The sequence below is a fragment of the Psychrobacter sp. SHUES1 genome, from assembly GCF_001652315.1.
Classification (GTDB): domain Bacteria; phylum Pseudomonadota; class Gammaproteobacteria; order Pseudomonadales; family Moraxellaceae; genus Psychrobacter; species Psychrobacter faecalis.
In genome coordinates this window covers 1-16,232 of the sequence record NZ_LXWA01000079.1, presented here as the reverse complement: position 1 = coordinate 16,232, position 16,232 = coordinate 1, and the positions used below count along the sequence as shown (strand labels likewise).

Genomic DNA, 16,232 nt, shown 5'->3' with positions numbered 1-16,232 from the left:
GAGGGCCTTCACTTGGTGTTCTTTAACAATGATAAGACTGTATTTCGACAGTTAGTTAGCTTTTTAACCCCTAAACCTATGAAAATCGGGTGGGGATGATTTTTTTGTCGTGTGCAGAGAAACCTGCTATATCTTTGACCAACGATAAATTCATAAATAACATTGACCCTTTAAAACTTTATCGCTACATTGGATAGAGCTCTTATTTATGTGAAAACAACTATAAAAAACTATTAGGGATAGCGCCATGACTATAGGTATTATTAAGCCGACGTTACTGAGTATTGGACTGATGAGCATGATTGGTTGTACTGCCCTGCAAACCAATACAAAACAACTAAATACAGAACAAACAAGCAACTCAGCAACGGTTTATTACAATGGCAATATCATTACCATGGAAGGTGAGCAACCGCAGATGGTCGAAGCTTTGGTCACGCAGGCTGGCAAAATTGCTTATGTTGGTGATTTAAATACGGCCCAATCAAAATATAAAAATGCGGCGCAAGTGAATCTAAACAGCAAAACCTTGCTACCAGGCTTTATTGATCCGCACAGCCATTTTGATATGGTGTCAAACACCATGGGGCAGGTGAATCTAAATCCGCCGCCAGTTGGTGAGATTGATAGTATGGGTAAATTACTACAAGCCTTAAAAGACTATAAAAAGGACAATAACATCGCCGATGGTGAATGGATCTACGGTTGGGGTTATGATGAGAGTCAATTAAAAGAAGGTCGTCATCCAACCAAAGCAGATATCGATAAAGTATTGCCTAATAACCCTGTATATCTGCAACATACCAGCGGTCATATGGGTGTCGCCAATAGCAAAGCCTTGGCAGCCCTGAACATTACCGCAGATACTAAAAACCCAGAAGGTGGTAATATTGCACGGATTAAAGGTTCTAGCGAACCAAATGGTCTCGTCCAAGAAACCGCTATGTATCCATTTATGCGGCGAATGCTAGAGGTATTAGAGCCCAATCAAGCTAAGTTTTTTGAGCAAACCCAAGATTATTATGCCAAAAATGGTCTGACTACCGCCCACAACGGTTCAACAGCTCGTAATACTATTCAGTTTTTCCAAAAACAAGCCGATGCTGGCAAGCTGAAAATCGACTTAGTCGCATTAGCAGGTAGCAGTGATTTAGATGAAAACTTAGCGGACAAAGACTTTGTTTGGAAGACCTATCAAAACGGTTTTAAAGTTCAAGGAACTAAAATCATAGCCGATGGCTCGCCACAAGGTAAAACCGCTTATTTCAGTCAACCTTATTTGACGCCAGTGCCAGACTGCAAAAAAGACTGTCGCGGTTTGCCGAGTATCAGCCAAGATGCGCTCAATGAGATGTTTGCCAAGGCTTATAAGCACGATAACCAGCTGTTTATCCATAACAACGGCGATGGCGCGACAGATATGATTATCAAAGCCCACGTATATGCAGTCAAAAAGACGGGACAAGCCGCTGATAAAGATCGCCGTACGGTGCCTATTCATGCTCAGTTTGCGCGCCCCGATCAGCTAGAAGCCTTTAAAAAATATAAGATGCTACCGTCGTTTTTTACCAATCATGCCTATTTTTGGGGTGATGTGCATGTGCAAAATTTAGGCAAAAAACGCGCTGATTTTTTAAGTCCGATAGCGACAGCGGATAAAATGGGGTTAAAATACACCAACCATTCTGACGACACTGTGACACCTGTCGACCCGTTATTTACCGTTTGGTCAGCGGTTAATCGCACCTCGCGCTCAGGCAAGATTATCGGCGCCAATGAGCGCGCGACTCCTTATCAAGCGCTCAAAGCCATCACGACCAATGCCGCTTATGAGTATTATGAGGAAAATAGTAAGGGTACCTTAACCAAAGGTAAGCTTGCTGATTTGGTTATATTAGATGCCAATCCGTTGACGGTAAATGCAGATAAGCTTAAAGATATTCATGTGGTCACTACCATTAAAGAAGGTAAAATAATCTATCAGCGCCCGACGAAGTAAAACTATAATGACAGCATACTAAGAAAAATTTAATGCTTTATAGTCAAATTCATATAAGTTTGACTATAAAGTTTTTTCTGTCTCTTTTATCTCAATATTAGGATTCTTTTATGAGTAACACCGAGCAAATTACATCCTCCGACAACACCCATTATCTGCACCATACTTTTTTTGAGCCAAGCGATAATACCACGCCGATTACTGCTACCCTACTGATCGTGCATGGCATGGCCGAGCACAGTGGCCGCTATGCAGAGCTTGCGCAGTTTTTAGCAGATAATGGTATTGCGGTCGCCACTTATGATCAGCTGGGTCATGGACAGACGGTCAAATCAGCCAATGATTTGGGTTTTTTTGCTGAAGAACATCCCGTGCAGTCGTTATTAAAAGACGTTATTATCATGGCGGACAGTCTAAAGGCGCGCCATCCTGATGTGCCGCATTTCGTCATGGGTCATTCAATGGGCTCGTTTATCGTGCGCAATGTTCTCAAACATCACGCGCAGAACTTTACTGGTGCTATCTTAATGGGTACTGCTGATGCCAATCCATTGACCAAAGCGCTATTACCCATTAATAAAGTACTGGCAAAAGTGGCGCCTAAAAAGCCGAACCTAGTCTTTGCCAATGTGATGAATAAGGTACTCAATAGCAAGCTTGATAACCGCATTTCTTCTTCAGAATTTGCTTGGCTTAATGAAGACCCTCAAGCTATCGAAGCTTATGAAGCCGATCCATTGACGGGCTTTGATTTTACCAACAATGGTTTTTTGACCTTGTTTAGCTTAATGGAAGCGGGTCTTAATAAAAACTGGGCAACGACCATTGCCAAAGACTTTCCGATGTTACTGGTCAGTGGCGAGAACGATCCGATCGGCGATATGGGCAAAGGTATTCGCAAAATTGCCAGCCGTTTAGAAAAACAGAACTTTAGCAATATCACGCTACAGCTCTACCCGCACATGCGCCATGAGCCGATTCATGAACAAAATAAACAGCAAGTTTATCAAGATATTGTAGACTGGATAAATAGCAATACTGCTGCTTAGTAACAAAATGCTTAGTAACAACATGCTTGGTAACAACATGCTTGGTAACAACATGCTTGATTAATTTAAACGACCACTTTTATTATCTTTTTTACCCTTCACCAACTTTAGGAATATTTATGACATTGCAACAAACCATCGAGCAAGCCTTTGATAATCGTAACGATTATAGCCCAGCAACCATGCCACAAGACATACGCGACGCTATCAACGAAGTGCTTGAACAATTAGACAACGGTAGCTTGCGTGTTGCTGAGAAAAAAGATGGCGAATGGGTGGTCAATCAATGGGCTAAAAAAGCGGTATTATTATCATTTCGTTTAAACGATAACTATGTCCAGGCGGCGGGCGAACACGTGCAGTTTTATGACAAAGTGCCGACGAAGTTTGCTGACTGGACTCAAGATCAGTTTAAAGCAGCTGGCGTACGCGTGGTACCACCAGCGGTTGCTCGTAAAGGCTCATACATCGCAGCAGGTGCCGTCTTGATGCCATCGTATGTCAACATTGGCGCTTATGTCGACCAAGGCGCGATGGTAGATACGTGGGCTACGGTTGGTTCGTGCGCCCAAATCGGTAAAAATGTGCATCTATCAGGCGGCGTTGGTATCGGCGGTGTCTTAGAGCCGCTGCAAGCCAATCCAACGATTATCGAAGACAACTGCTTTATCGGCGCGCGCTCTGAAATCGTTGAAGGCGTGATAGTAGAAGAAGGCTCGGTAATTTCTATGGGCGTGTTTATCGGGCAATCAACGCGCATTTATGACCGCGAAACGGGCGAGATTCATCGCGGCCGCGTACCAGCGGGCTCGGTCGTTGTACCCGGTAGCTTGCCATCAGAAGACGGTACACACAGTTTGTACGCCGCTATCATTGTGAAAAAAGTCGATGCGCAAACCCGAGCCAAAACCTCGGTCAATGAGTTATTACGTTTGGCCTAGTGGTGTAATTTTCTTAGAGCTTCCATAGATATCAGGCAATCAAAAAGATGTTGAAACCCAATTTCAGCATCTTTTTTAATGTTCAATATCAGTTTAAGTTTAACTTAATACAAGACATTACGTTATAATCCTTGCCTCGTTTGGGCGCTAGAAATGTTAGCGCTAAACAAACTACTAAACCCTTTTTTATTTGGTCAATGCGCGCCGCATTATCAATCTTTATCTGTATTTGACATATTATGAGTGAGTTATCTTTACGCACCTCGGCAATTCCTGTCACTGATCCCGCAGCAGGGCTACGTTTGACCGAGATTTTTTATTCGCTGCAAGGTGAAGCGCTGACCTCAGGCTTGCCGACGATATTTGTGCGCTTGACTGGCTGTCCGCTGCGCTGCGTCTATTGTGATACCGAATACGCTTTTAGTAGCGGCGAACGTCATTCGCTAGAAGCCATTGTCGCGACCATCAAAAGCTATCCCTGTCAGCGTATTTGCTTGACTGGCGGCGAGCCGTTAGCGCAGCCAAATGCCGTTGAATTAATGCAGCGTCTGTTAAATGACGGTTATGAGGTTTCACTTGAAACCGCAGGGGCGCTGACGGTAAAAAATGTACCGCCTGCGGTCAGCAAAGTAATGGATCTGAAAACGCCAAGCTCAGGTGAAGTCGATAAAAACCTTTGGTCAAACCTCGACTATCTCACCCAGCACGACCAAATCAAATTTGTCATTATGAATCGCGCCGATTATGAGTGGGCAAAGGCAACACTTTTTGAGCATCAACTTGATAAATTGGTCGGTACGGTTTGGTTTTCACCGATGTTTACTGTCGCAGAAGAAGTCACTGCTAGTGAAGCATTGAGCAGCCCCGATGTGCCAGTATTGGCACGCGAGCTGGCTGAATGGATGCTGGCAGACGCCCTTCCCGTCCGCTTCCAATTACAACTGCATAAGATTATTTGGGCCGATGCCAAAGGTAAGTAATCGCCTAATCTTGATGCGAATGGGGCAAATCAACAGTTCAGATAAACAAACAACCAAAATTCCAAACTAAACATCCTCTAAATATAGTCAAGGAATTTTAGAATCGCTACAAAGCGACCGACCGCAGATAGTATATTGAGTACATCTAGGGCGGGTAACACCGTAGCGGTTTAAAAGTGCTCTGACTATAGATAACCAGCCGACTGCAAGGACGCATACATGGTCAAACTGATTTTACTGGGCTTATTGGCGGGGGCGTTCTTTAGCTCGACATTTATTTTAAATGAGCTGATGAGTAATGCTGGCGGCCATTGGTTTTGGTCAGCGAGCCTACGCTATGTCTTTATGTGGCTGATTATCAGCGCCGTTATTATCCTGCAACATGGCTTTGGACGTATTCAAGCGCTTGCGAGCATTTTTCGTCAGCACTGGCGCTTTTGGTGTCTTACCGGCAGTATTGGCTTTGGGGTATTTTATACCGGTATTTGCTATGCAGGCGACCACGTGGCAGGCTGGGTCGTTGCTGCTACCTTTATGTTTACCGTCGTAACCAGTTTGCTCGTACTCTTGGCATTTGGGCAACGTTTCGATAAAAAGTTTATTATTTATGCCTTTTTGGTGTTTATCGGGGTAGTATTGGTCAACGTCAGCGAAGGCTTGCGCGCCTCTGCCCTTGCCGACATTGATAGCGCGCCGATGGCAGAAATGCTACTTTACGGTGCCCTACCTGCGCTAATTGCGGCTTTTAGTTACCCAATCGGCAATCAACTGGTCTGGCAAGTTTCCCATAACTCACGCAAACACTATCCTCATAAAGATAAGGCTAAAAAGCAACAAGTAACAGAAGATAAGAAACTCAACAGTGAACAAAGTCATCACGAGCATAGCAACCAACCGCTTGTCTCAGAAGCTTTCGATTTGTCTGCTGTCATGTCTAGTACTTCGGATAACAACGCTACTCTAAAAACCCCCTCTAGCATCGAAGTCACACCCTCGTCGCCTCTACAAAACTTCATCGCCCGCATTCCTGCTATCGAGACGAGCTTATTACAAAATGCCTTTAATAAAGTCTGGCTGATGACCTTGGGTAGTTTTCCATTTTGGCTGGTTTTAGGCGCTTTTATCCAGCCTGAACCACCTGCAACCACCCAGTTATTTAATACTTTGCTAGTAGCATTACTGGCTGGAGTAGCGGCGACGAGCATATTTTTTTATGCACGTGAGCAAGCGGTGACTTCAAGCGAAGTCGCAGGCGTTGACTCCACCCAAGCTAGCGAGGTAATCTTTGCTTTGATTGGCGGTATACTATTGTTGGATAATGCCATACCATCAGTAATGGGATTGGTTGGTATTGGGCTAATTATTCTAGGGCTGATACTATTTGCAAAAGACGGTTGAGGCTAAAATAAGTCATGATAAATCACTTTATTTTCCCCGATATTCTGCTGTATTTATTAGATATGGTGGGTGTCGTTGCTTGCGCCATCGCGGGCACTTTGCTGGCGCAGCATAAAGGCTTTGATATTGCTGGCTGTATTTTGGTTTCTATGGTCAATGCCATTGGCGGTGGTACATTGCGCGATATGGCGCTCGATCGTCATCCGCTATTTTGGATGACTGACCTCAACTATGTCATTGTCATTACTATTACCTCGCTTATTCTACAAATTTTCTTTCATCTGTATCATAAGATTGATAAAGCGCTCAAATTTTTTGATGCGATTGGGCTGGCGGCCTTTAGTGTGATTGGTTTTAAAGTGGCGTTGGCGCAAGATATGTCGCCGGTTATTGCGGTTATGATGGGGGTTTGGACGGCGATTATCGGTGGTTTATTGCGTGATATTATCTGTAATGAGATACCACTGCTGCTACAGCGTGAGATTTACATCACCGCTAGTATTGCAGGGTCTTTGAGCTATTTGGCGCTTGATCACTGGGGCGTTGATGCGGTTACCAATGAATTTATGATGTTATTTATTATCTTTTTCGTGCGTATGCTAGCGCTTAAATTCGATTGGCATCTGCCTTCTATTCGTTTGGTCGATTAACTATTCGTTTTACCGCTTAACTTCATGGGCAAAAAATAGCAGTGCTTTGATATTGATGTTTTAATATAAGGGCTTTAATGAGAAAAATGCATGCTCACCATCGCTTTAGATTCTGAATTGATGACTACTTTTGACCCGCGCTCACTCATTTATCTGTTTGATATGATTGGGATTGTCGCTTGTAGTATTTCAGGGACGATATTGGCCAAGCATAAGAATTTTGATGTCTTTGGCTGCTTGCTGGTATCGATTGTGACTGCCATCGGCGGCGGGACGGTGCGCGATGTCATTTTGGATCGTCATCCACTGTTTTGGATGGTGGACATGAGTTATTTAACGCTTATTACTATTTCGTCATTGGTGATGCAAATATTCTTTCACCCCAACTCTAGGCGCGTTGATAAATTCCTTAAGCTCTCCGACACTATTGGGCTATCAGCTTTTACCTTAATCGGTATTAAAGTAGCTGATAGTATGGGCGCCAATGTGCCGGTGGCATTATTACTCGGGGTGATTACGATTATTGTCGGCGGTATCATCCGCGATATGATTTGTAATGAGATTCCGCTGGTGCTACAGCAAGAGATTTATATTACCGCCGCTTTAACGGGGGGTATCCTCTACTTTGCCCTGCACAATCTTGGCGTAAGCGCTTGGATTGCTGATATCTCAGCAATGGCGACGATTTTTACTTTACGTATGCTTGCCATTCGTTATGACTGGCAATTTCCAACCATTGAATGGAAATATTAAAGTATTCAAGCCTAGCAACTACTCGCTTTCCTCTACTGTTTCTTTTACCAGCGCCAAATCTTTGACCATCAACTGCAAGCTTTGTTTACCGTTCCACTCGTTAATGTCTAGCTGAAATAATACATGCACTTTTTCGGCGCGGTAATCCCAAGCACTACTATCAAAATTAAATTGGATTGCTTCAATCGGATATTGCACCTCAGGATAACGTAGCGACAACTTAAGATGTTTGTCTTTTAATATCTTAAAGCTCAATACCTCAAATACACCGTCAAATATCGGCGGCGCAAAGCCATGACCCCAAATGCTGGCATTCGCTAGATGCTCTGCAAACCACAAGCTAAAGTCAGCCGCTTGCAATGGTCCATCGGTAAATTTCTGCTCGGCAAAGACTTCTTCATCCATCTGTGCCATCACTTCATTAAACGCGGTTACGAAGCCATCGAAATTACGCCGTTTGATGGTTAAACCCGCTGCCATGGCATGACCACCAAAGTGGCTGATTAAATCAGGATAACGTTCGGCCACTTGCTCAACCGCATCACGAATATGCACGCCTGCGATAGAGCGCGCCGAGCCTTTGATGGCATCGTCGTCACCCGTACGCTCTGTATCGGCGGGCGCAAAAACGATACTGGGCAGATAGTGGCTTTCTTTTAAACGACCAGCGACGATACCGATAACCCCTTGATGCCAATCGTCTTGATATAAAATAATACTGCGGTTTTGATTATCAATAGCCGACTTTTCAGTTTTAGGCTGGATAAGAGTTTCATCGCTCTCGTCAGCATCATTCTTAGCATTAGAGTCAGCAGTAGCTAACGCTTGCACAATGCTATCTGCTTGCGCGCGCATCTCGCCTTCGACATGACGGCGCGTACGATTAAGCTGCTCAAGCTCTTGAGCCAAACGCTGTGCGGTACTCCAGTCATCGGTCAATAAGCACTCGATACCGATACGCATATTATCCATGCGTCCAGCGGCATTGATACGCGGACCTAAAACAAAACCAAAATCCTGCGCCTGCAATTGTTTCGGGTCACGGCCCGCTTGTTCCAGCAGTGCCAATATCCCAAGCGAGCAGCGACCTTGGCGAATGGCGTTCAGACCATGATGCACTAAAATACGATTGTTTTTATCGAGTACGCCAACGTCAGCAATCGTCCCAAGCGCGACCAAATCTAAATATTGGCTGACTTGCACGCTAGACTTACCTGCTTCGCGGCGCAGTTTCGCCAAGCGTCCGAGCACATAAAACGCCACGCCGACGCCAACCAAGGCTTTACTACTAAAATTGCAATCAAGCTGATTGGGATTGACCACCGCTTCGGCAGGCGGCGTTTCTTTGGTGGTTAAGTGATGGTCAGTGATAATGACAGTGATGCCATCGGCCTGCGCCCGCGCTACCCCTTCGTGGCTTGAGATACCATTATCGACCGTCACAATCATGTCGGGCTTATAAGTTTTGATACCTAATTCGACAATCTCTGGCGTCAGACCATAGCCATATTTAAAACGGTCAGGGACTAAAAAATCAACCACCGCGCCCATCTTTGTCAGCGCGCGCATCATCAATGCGGTACTGGTTGCTCCATCGCAATCAAAGTCACCGACGATTAAAATACGCTGACCTTCATCGATGGCGACATCTAACAAACGCACCGCTTCGGTGACACCATGCAGCATTTCAGCAGGTAATAAACCAGATAGGCCAGTCTCTAACTCATCAGGCGCAGTGATACCGCGACCGGCATAAAGCCTAGCAAGGGTAAATGATTGGGCGGCAAGCGGTTGCAACGCGGCAGGCAACTCGTCGATACGAGTGCAGGTATAACGGGGGGTTAAATTTAGCATGGTGCTATTCTACTGGCTTTGGCACATAGCCACAATGATAATTTTTAGCACTATCGTCTAGGTTTGGCGATTGCCCAATTATGCCTTATGGCGTAATTTATATGACATATCATGTAGGAAAAACAAAGGCTATAGACGACGAATGTTTAAACGCTTGCTTGCCAACCTGCCCTTTATTTACAAAAACGGTGCAGAGAGCCTGCAATTTTCTGCATTTTGCTACAAAGCAATGATTGTATGGCGCTTATAAAGCCATAAAATGGTAAACATTCAAGATGAGTTATTAGAAGATGACTTATGAGAAAATTATAAGATACTCATCATTTTTGCCATGTTTGCTTTTATTATATTAATGACTTTCTATTTTTTAAACATTTTAAGGACGCGTTATGAAAACCACCCCAACCGCTGAAAAACTGCCTAATACCATCGACCCTAATCTAGACCTAGATAAAGTCAAAAAAGACTGCGAAAAATTGGTCAAAAAACGCGCCAAGCTTTCTGCTGGTGTCGCTATTGTACCTATTCCATTTTTTGACGTGGCAGTCGATGCCAGCATGCTGACCGTTTTGCTACCTGAAATTAGTGAGCGTTTTGGACTGATTGAAGGGCGCCAGTCTGCCGTTGATTTAGAATCACGCGCCATCCATTGGCAAGCGCTAAAAGACCGTACGGTTGATTTTGCAGGACTAATGGCGACACGTGGTATCGTGAAAAAGACCGTCCAGGGTTTCGGTGGTCGTATTGCCGCCAAACAAGTGACTAAGTTCATTCCTTTAGGTGGACAAATGGTCGCCGCGACTATGGGCTATATGATTTTCAAAAAAATCGCCACCGACCATATCAATGAATGCTATAACTTGGCAAAAGACATTCAGCAAAAGCAACATGGTAAAAATGTCTAACGGCATGCCATCATTGTTTAAAGTTTAAGAAATTATTATTCGTAAAAAAACCCAACTAAGAATTGAACCGACCCCCATAAGTTGGACACAACTTATGGGGTATTTTTATGCGTTACGATCTAGACTTTAAGATGCAAGTCATCGCATACTATCGGCAAGGCCATAGTAGTCACGCCACCGCTAAGAAGTTTAACGTCAATCCAGAGTTTGTACTCAAATGGGTTAAGCAATATCAAAGCGGTGGCATAGATGCCATCAAGCCAAAGACAAGTAAGGCAAAATACAGCAGTGAGTTTAAACATCATGTGATTACGACCATGCTGACGCAAGGATTAAGTCAATCTAAGGTCGCTTTGATGTTTGATATCAGCTCACCGGCCCTAATCAGTCACTGGCACAAAGCGTATCGACTAGAAGGCATATCTGGACTCATCTCCAAACCTAAAGGTAGAACCGTCATGAGCAACCCCTTTATCACAGACAAACCAGATGATAAAAAGAGCTTAGCAGAGCTTAAGCGTGAGAATGAATACCTACGTGCGGAGAACGCCTACCTAAAAAAGCTAGATGCCTTGCTCAAACAGAAGAAGAAACAAGCTTTGAAAAAGCAAGGCTCATCGAAGGACTAAGAGAGCGCTGCTGTTTATCTAACTTACTTGAAGCCGCTGGTATGCCCAAAAGTGTCTTTTACTATCATAGAGCAAGACTTGAGCGTGGTGACAAATACACCGAATTAAAACAGCGTATTGCTAAGCTGTATCATCAGCACAAAGGCAGGTATGGCTATCGCAGAATCACTGAGGTTCTAAAGCAGTCAGGTAGTCATTACAACCACAAGCTCATCGCTAAGCTGATGCGTAACATGAAGCTTAGTGCCAAGATAAGACGTCAGAAGTACCGCTCTTATAAAGGACAACAAGGTAAAATCGCAAAGAACTATTTAAAGCGCCAGTTTACTGCAGATAAACCGAACACACGCTGGCTCACCGATATTACTGAGTTTAAGGTGGGTGATCATAAGCTGTATTTATCGCCCATACTCGATTGTTATAACAATGAGATCATCAGCTATAGGCTCTCAAAGAGACCCACTTATGACTTAGTTGGTAAGATGCTAGCTAGTGCTTTAGATAAGACAAAGGTGTGCCGTGGTAAAAGATTAATGCTGCACTCTGATCAAGGCTGGCATTATCAAATGAGACCGTTTGGAGCGGTGCTGAAGCAGCATGGTATTCAGCAAAGTATGAGTAGAAAAGGTAACTGCTTAGATAATGCACTGATGGAGGGGTTCTTCGGTACGCTGAAGTGCGAGACGATTTATATTGAGAAACCGAAAACTATTGAGCAGTTAGAGAAACAGATTCATGAGTATATGCATTATTATAATCATGAGCGTATTCAACTTAAATTAAAAGGACTGAGCCCTGTGCAGTACAGAACTCAGTCCTTGATATAAACTAAACCGTCCAAGTTTCGGGGGTCAGTTCAAATCTTAGCTGGGTTTTTTAATTTAAGGAACAGATTTTTATATTAAACCAACATCGCATTTTATACAAAAGCACTAGCCGCCATTTTTGGCAATCCAATTTTGCATTTGCTCAATTTCAGCCTGCTGCGCATCGATAACCGCTTGCGCCAGCTGACGCATTTCGGCATCTTTGCCATATTTCAGCTCTACTTCTGCCATATCAACGGCACCCTTATGATGCGGTAACATACCACGCGCAAACGCCATATCAGGTTTCGGATCAGCGATACCCGCCATCATCTCATCGTGCATAGCGTCCATACCATCAGCGTAGGCTTGCTGCATGACTTTGGTATCAGGCGTGGCTTCAGCTGCGTCAGGATGACTGGCCAGCCAGCTTTGCATTTGTTCAATCTCAGATTGCTGGGCGTCGATGATTTCTTGCGCTAGCTGACGCATCTCTTTATCCGTACCGTATTTTAGCTGAATCTCCGCCATTTCAACCGCACCGACATGATGACCGAGCATCCCTTGCGCAAACGCGGCATCGGGATCGTTGTAATTCATCCCAACCATCATCGCATCGTGCATTTTTACCATCGAATCATTGTACGCTTTATGCGTCACCGACATGTGCTCAGTATCTGTGCTCATCGCTGCCATATCGTGATTGGCGTGCGGGCTGGTCGCTGTGTCGGTTGCCGTGTCAGTGACGATTGCTTCTTCTGTAGCAGGCGCAGCGTTTTCATTAGCAGCTTCTTCATTTGCAGGCTGACAAGCACTGATAAGCAAGGCAGCACTGATACTAGCAGTAAGCACCCCAAGACGGGAATGGTTATTAATTTTCATGGTGTATCCTTTGTTTAACTAAGGCGTAAAAAGTGGCAAATTAAGGAAAATTTACCGAAAAAAAATAGTTAAATGACTGCGTTAAATACAGCCATTTAACTACGAGCATTTATTAAAATATTTAGTGAACTTTTAACTTACCCTAGCGCTTTAAGAACTAAGGTCTTTAACTTCTAGGGTTTTTAAGCGTCTAAGCTAATGCACTTCTTTAATTTATTTAAGCTCTTCGATTAGCTCTTGCATTTCGCCAATTTCGCGCTCTTGCGCCTCGATGATATCATCAGCAAGCTTACGCACTCTCGGGTCGTCGATATCGGCGCGGGTACTGGTCAAGATAGCAATCGAATGGTGCGGTATCATCGCCTGCATCCAGTCAACTTGATCAACGGTCGCTTGGGATCTGACGCCCCAAAGACCGACGGCGAACATCACGATGCTCAGCCCATAAATCATAAGATTGACTTTGGTTTTTTTGTACATATGGCTCATAAACGCCAACATGATGACCGACATAGCGGCGCCCATATACAGCGCCATATAAGCTCTGGTTTCGCTAAAATAAACGTGATCCCATTGATAAGTATTAAAATACATCATGATATACATGACGATGGTCGATGTTAAAATCATCAATGAAAATCTGACATACGGGTTCATTTTTTCTTCTTTAGAGTGCTGCATAAGGTAGTCTCCCGCTACGTTGTTTATATTATTTTTATTACTTAGGCTATTTAAAGGCTAGCCAATTACTAAAAGGTTTTTATTGCATTTTATGAGCTTATAACTGCTGCTTAACAGACTCAATATCCGCGTATACTTGGTTTGTACTGTCTTTGTTTGCACGCATGGCTTTATAAAGCGCAAAATAACCTTGTTGATTTTTATCCAAAAATGATAGCAATATCGGCCTGACAATGAGATGACGCTAAGATGACAATGTTGTCATCTTAGCCGTCTGGCATAGGCATAGCGCTGGCATTGCTCTATGATTGGAGGTTTGCAACTTGTATATGATGCAATCGCATAAAAATTATAAATAACGGGCATGAGTACGCTATGAAAATACTATTGGTCGAAGATGAGCTGTCACTTGGTGATTATATTAAAAAAGGTTTGAGTGAAGCGGGCTTTATCGTTGAGCACCAAACCACAGGACTTGGCGGCTATCACGCCTTGATGACTGAGGATTTTAATGTGGTCATCATGGATGTGATGTTGCCTGATGTGAGTGGTTTTGAGTTGGTACGCAATTATCGGGCGGCGGGCAAACTGACGCCAGTGCTGTTTTTGACCGCGAAAGATGATTTAAGCGACCGCGTAAAAGGCATAGAAATCGGCGGCGATGATTATCTGACCAAGCCCTTTGCCTTTGCTGAATTATTGGTCAGAATCAAAAATCTATTGCGCCGCGTCAATCAAACTGATTATGCCAATACTGTGCTGCAAATTGCCGATTTAAAAATGGATATTGCTAAGCGTACCGTCACACGCGGCGAGCAGATTATTAAACTAACCGCTAAAGAATTTGCGCTACTACAATTTTTTCTTGAGCGCCAAGGTGAGGTGCTACCGCGCTCTGTGATTGCCTCGCAAGTCTGGGATATCAATTTTGATAGCGACACCAATGTGATTGATGTGGCGATACGGCGTTTGCGGATTAAAATCGATGACGATTTTGATATCAAGCTGATTCATACGGTGCGCGGCATGGGTTATCGGCTAGATATAGAGGATGATGCTAATGATAGCGCCGATATCACTGCGGTTATTGAATAGTATGACGCCGATTGCGACGGATGGTCGCCTATCTTTATTGTGGCGCACTATCCTGCTTTTAAGCTTGTGCGTCATCGTCACTCAGATATTTTTGTATGTCTGGATACAGCGCTCGGTTAATGAGCATTTTGAACAAATGGATGCGGAGATTTTGACCCATGCGGCGTTTAATTTACGCCAGTATATGGATAGCAATAGCATAGTTGACACTAGTAATACTAAGAAAAAGCCACTTTCTCAGCAGACGCTCGCTTTACAGAACGCTAGTATCGACTATGAAGTCAAAACCGTGATTACCGATAATAACGGGCAAGTGCTTATCAGTGTGCCAACTGGTTTTATCGATCAATCGGCTCATAGTGGCGCGGTCAAAGCGTTGTGGCAAAAACATCACGAACAGCCGTTTGATTTAAAAATTAACGACCGCCATTATCGCGCTATTGTCATTCAGCACGCCAGCCGCTTAGCCCTTATCGCCCTACCCATCGATGTTCATCATCAGTATTTGGCGCAATTTAACCGTCAGCTGATTGTTATTTTAATCGCCATTACCTTTCTTTTAGTCTCTATCGCCGCTTTTAGTGTGCATTTAGGCTTTGCACCGCTTGCCACCATTCGACAAAAAATGAGCCGTATCAATGCCGACCAGCTCGACGATAGAATCGTGATAGCGGATATGCCCAGTGAATTGCGACCGCTTGCTGAATCCTATAATGCAATGATGGTTAAGCTCGCGCATAACTTTGAAACCCTGTCACGTTTTTCAGACGATATCGCCCATGAGCTGCGCACGCCGCTTGCTACCCTCAGCACCCAAACCCAAGTCATGCTCAGCAAACCGCGAGATAGCAATGAGTATATTGAGCAGCTGCATCATCAGCATGACACCTTAGCGCAATTATCCAGTTTAATTAACAACATGCTGCTACTGGCAAAAACGCAAAAAGGCTTGATTCATTCGCAGTTTAACCGCGTAGATAGCGATTTACTGCTGACTAAGATGATGGAGTATTATGAATGGATAGCCGAAGACCGTGCCATCTCTTTAAAAAAAACAGGTGACTTTAAAACCATACTTGGCGATGCAAGCCTATTGCAAAGGTTGTTTGCTAACTTAATTGCCAATGCCGTTTATTATGCCGCCAGTGATAGTATTATTCATATTAATGGCAAAATTGTTACGGATAAGGTTGCAGATAATAGGCAAGTCTTATCTTCATCAGGCATGCTAGCCTCATACCTGCAAATCTCCTTCACTAACCGTCTAACCGCCCCGATGACGCAAGCAGAGGTGGATAAATTATCAGAGCGTTTTTATCGCCATCATAAAACCTTATCAATGCATGCAGGGACAGGCTTAGGTTTGTCGATTGTGCATGCGATTGTCAATGCTCATAACGGTAAAATAGCCATCACGGTAAAAGACGGCTATTACTTTGAGGTCAGTATCAAACTCCTTCTTGCTTAGCCACAAAAAAGCCCTGCCATTGCAGTAATGCCAGTCAGTTAACGCTGACTGGTATTTTTTTTGGGATATTTTTGTGGTTTACCCTTAACTACCCTCGGGCAAGATCGCTTTCTACGTTCAGGAATGACAAACAATTTTCCTT

15 protein-coding genes are annotated in these 16,232 nt (G+C 44.0%); 12 read left to right on the top strand and 3 right to left on the bottom strand.

The annotated features are described in order from the left end of the window. Window positions 1–247 precede the first annotated feature (247 nt). From A7325_RS10755 to A7325_RS10725, 7 genes are all read left to right on the top strand, one after another. The gene (locus A7325_RS10755) at window positions 248–1,999 is read left to right on the top strand and encodes an amidohydrolase (protein ID WP_082894384.1); all 1,752 of its coding nucleotides are present in this window, start codon (window positions 248–250) and stop codon (window positions 1,997–1,999) included. A gap of 110 nt (window positions 2,000–2,109) precedes the next feature. Continuing rightward, window positions 2,110–3,048, top strand: coding sequence for an alpha/beta hydrolase (locus A7325_RS10750; protein ID WP_068408046.1), 939 nt, complete (start codon window positions 2,110–2,112; stop codon window positions 3,046–3,048). Window positions 3,049–3,167: 119 nt separating this feature from the next. Beyond that, entirely contained in the window at window positions 3,168–3,989 is an 822-nt protein-coding gene (gene dapD / locus A7325_RS10745; RefSeq protein WP_068408044.1) for a 2,3,4,5-tetrahydropyridine-2,6-dicarboxylate N-succinyltransferase, read from the top strand. 239 nt (window positions 3,990–4,228) lie between these two features. After that, window positions 4,229–4,969, top strand: coding sequence for a 7-carboxy-7-deazaguanine synthase QueE (gene queE / locus A7325_RS10740; protein WP_068408042.1), 741 nt, complete (start codon window positions 4,229–4,231; stop codon window positions 4,967–4,969). A 219-nt stretch (window positions 4,970–5,188) separates the two neighbouring features. Further along, window positions 5,189–6,367, top strand: coding sequence for a multidrug resistance efflux transporter family protein (locus tag A7325_RS10735; protein WP_068408040.1), 1,179 nt, complete (start codon window positions 5,189–5,191; stop codon window positions 6,365–6,367). Between the two features lie 14 nt (window positions 6,368–6,381). Then, window positions 6,382–7,017: a trimeric intracellular cation channel family protein gene (locus A7325_RS10730; RefSeq protein WP_068408038.1), complete on the top strand. Its 636-nt coding sequence runs from the start codon at window positions 6,382–6,384 to the stop codon at window positions 7,015–7,017. Between the two features lie 90 nt (window positions 7,018–7,107). Continuing rightward, complete coding sequence (locus A7325_RS10725) at window positions 7,108–7,770, top strand: trimeric intracellular cation channel family protein (protein WP_068408036.1); 663 nt, start codon at window positions 7,108–7,110, stop codon at window positions 7,768–7,770. An 18-nt stretch (window positions 7,771–7,788) separates the two neighbouring features. Here the strand turns inward: A7325_RS10725 and recJ are convergent, their stop codons facing one another. Further along, entirely contained in the window at window positions 7,789–9,624 is a 1,836-nt protein-coding gene (gene recJ, locus A7325_RS10720; RefSeq protein WP_068408034.1) for a single-stranded-DNA-specific exonuclease RecJ, read from the bottom strand. Between the two features lie 389 nt (window positions 9,625–10,013). Here recJ and A7325_RS10715 point away from each other — a divergent pair, with 389 nt between their 5' ends. The 3 genes from A7325_RS10715 (at window position 10,014) to A7325_RS10705 (ending at window position 11,985) form a co-directional block, all read left to right on the top strand. Continuing rightward, the gene (locus tag A7325_RS10715; protein ID WP_068408032.1) at window positions 10,014–10,529 is read left to right on the top strand and encodes a hypothetical protein; all 516 of its coding nucleotides are present in this window, start codon (window positions 10,014–10,016) and stop codon (window positions 10,527–10,529) included. A gap of 107 nt (window positions 10,530–10,636) precedes the next feature. After that, on the top strand, window positions 10,637–11,158 hold the full coding sequence (locus A7325_RS10710) for a helix-turn-helix domain-containing protein (protein WP_068408030.1): 522 nt from the start codon (window positions 10,637–10,639) through the stop codon (window positions 11,156–11,158). Next, the gene (locus tag A7325_RS10705) at window positions 11,059–11,985 is read left to right on the top strand and encodes an IS3 family transposase (RefSeq protein WP_156508540.1); all 927 of its coding nucleotides are present in this window, start codon (window positions 11,059–11,061) and stop codon (window positions 11,983–11,985) included. The genes A7325_RS10710 and A7325_RS10705 overlap by 100 nt, the downstream gene beginning before the upstream one ends. Before the next feature lie 105 nt (window positions 11,986–12,090). On the opposite strand, the gene A7325_RS10700 is transcribed toward A7325_RS10705, so the two are convergent. After that, on the bottom strand, window positions 12,091–12,846 hold the full coding sequence (locus tag A7325_RS10700; protein WP_102077835.1) for a DUF305 domain-containing protein: 756 nt from the start codon (window positions 12,844–12,846) through the stop codon (window positions 12,091–12,093). Between the two features lie 213 nt (window positions 12,847–13,059). Next, window positions 13,060–13,527 carry a DUF305 domain-containing protein gene (locus tag A7325_RS10695; RefSeq protein ID WP_068408027.1) on the bottom strand — a complete coding sequence of 156 codons (468 nt, stop codon included), beginning with the start codon at window positions 13,525–13,527 and terminating at the stop codon, window positions 13,060–13,062. A 375-nt stretch (window positions 13,528–13,902) separates the two neighbouring features. On the opposite strand from A7325_RS10695, the gene A7325_RS10690 reads away from it, so the two are divergent. Both A7325_RS10690 and A7325_RS10685 read left to right on the top strand, forming a co-directional pair. After that, window positions 13,903–14,622, top strand: coding sequence for a heavy metal response regulator transcription factor (locus tag A7325_RS10690; RefSeq protein ID WP_068408025.1), 720 nt, complete (start codon window positions 13,903–13,905; stop codon window positions 14,620–14,622). Further along, window positions 14,588–16,090 carry an ATP-binding protein gene (locus A7325_RS10685; RefSeq protein ID WP_226928885.1) on the top strand — a complete coding sequence of 501 codons (1,503 nt, stop codon included), beginning with the start codon at window positions 14,588–14,590 and terminating at the stop codon, window positions 16,088–16,090. The genes A7325_RS10690 and A7325_RS10685 overlap by 35 nt, the downstream gene beginning before the upstream one ends. Window positions 16,091–16,232 lie beyond the last annotated feature (142 nt).

Coding starts and splice junctions, on each gene's coding strand:
- queE (WP_068408042.1), top strand. CDS start 4,229: ATGAGTGAGTTATCTTTACGCACCTCGGCAATTCCTGTCACTGATCCC.
- A7325_RS10710 (WP_068408030.1), top strand. CDS start 10,637: ATGCGTTACGATCTAGACTTTAAGATGCAAGTCATCGCATACTATCGG.
- A7325_RS10700 (WP_102077835.1), bottom strand. CDS start 12,846: ATGAAAATTAATAACCATTCCCGTCTTGGGGTGCTTACTGCTAGTATC.
- dapD (WP_068408044.1), top strand. CDS start 3,168: ATGACATTGCAACAAACCATCGAGCAAGCCTTTGATAATCGTAACGAT.
- A7325_RS10750 (WP_068408046.1), top strand. CDS start 2,110: ATGAGTAACACCGAGCAAATTACATCCTCCGACAACACCCATTATCTG.
- A7325_RS10725 (WP_068408036.1), top strand. CDS start 7,108: ATGCTCACCATCGCTTTAGATTCTGAATTGATGACTACTTTTGACCCG.
- A7325_RS10690 (WP_068408025.1), top strand. CDS start 13,903: ATGAAAATACTATTGGTCGAAGATGAGCTGTCACTTGGTGATTATATT.
- A7325_RS10755 (WP_082894384.1), top strand. CDS start 248: ATGACTATAGGTATTATTAAGCCGACGTTACTGAGTATTGGACTGATG.
- A7325_RS10715 (WP_068408032.1), top strand. CDS start 10,014: ATGAAAACCACCCCAACCGCTGAAAAACTGCCTAATACCATCGACCCT.
- A7325_RS10685 (WP_226928885.1), top strand. CDS start 14,588: ATGATAGCGCCGATATCACTGCGGTTATTGAATAGTATGACGCCGATT.
- recJ (WP_068408034.1), bottom strand. CDS start 9,624: ATGCTAAATTTAACCCCCCGTTATACCTGCACTCGTATCGACGAGTTG.
- A7325_RS10735 (WP_068408040.1), top strand. CDS start 5,189: ATGGTCAAACTGATTTTACTGGGCTTATTGGCGGGGGCGTTCTTTAGC.
- A7325_RS10730 (WP_068408038.1), top strand. CDS start 6,382: ATGATAAATCACTTTATTTTCCCCGATATTCTGCTGTATTTATTAGAT.
- A7325_RS10695 (WP_068408027.1), bottom strand. CDS start 13,527: ATGCAGCACTCTAAAGAAGAAAAAATGAACCCGTATGTCAGATTTTCA.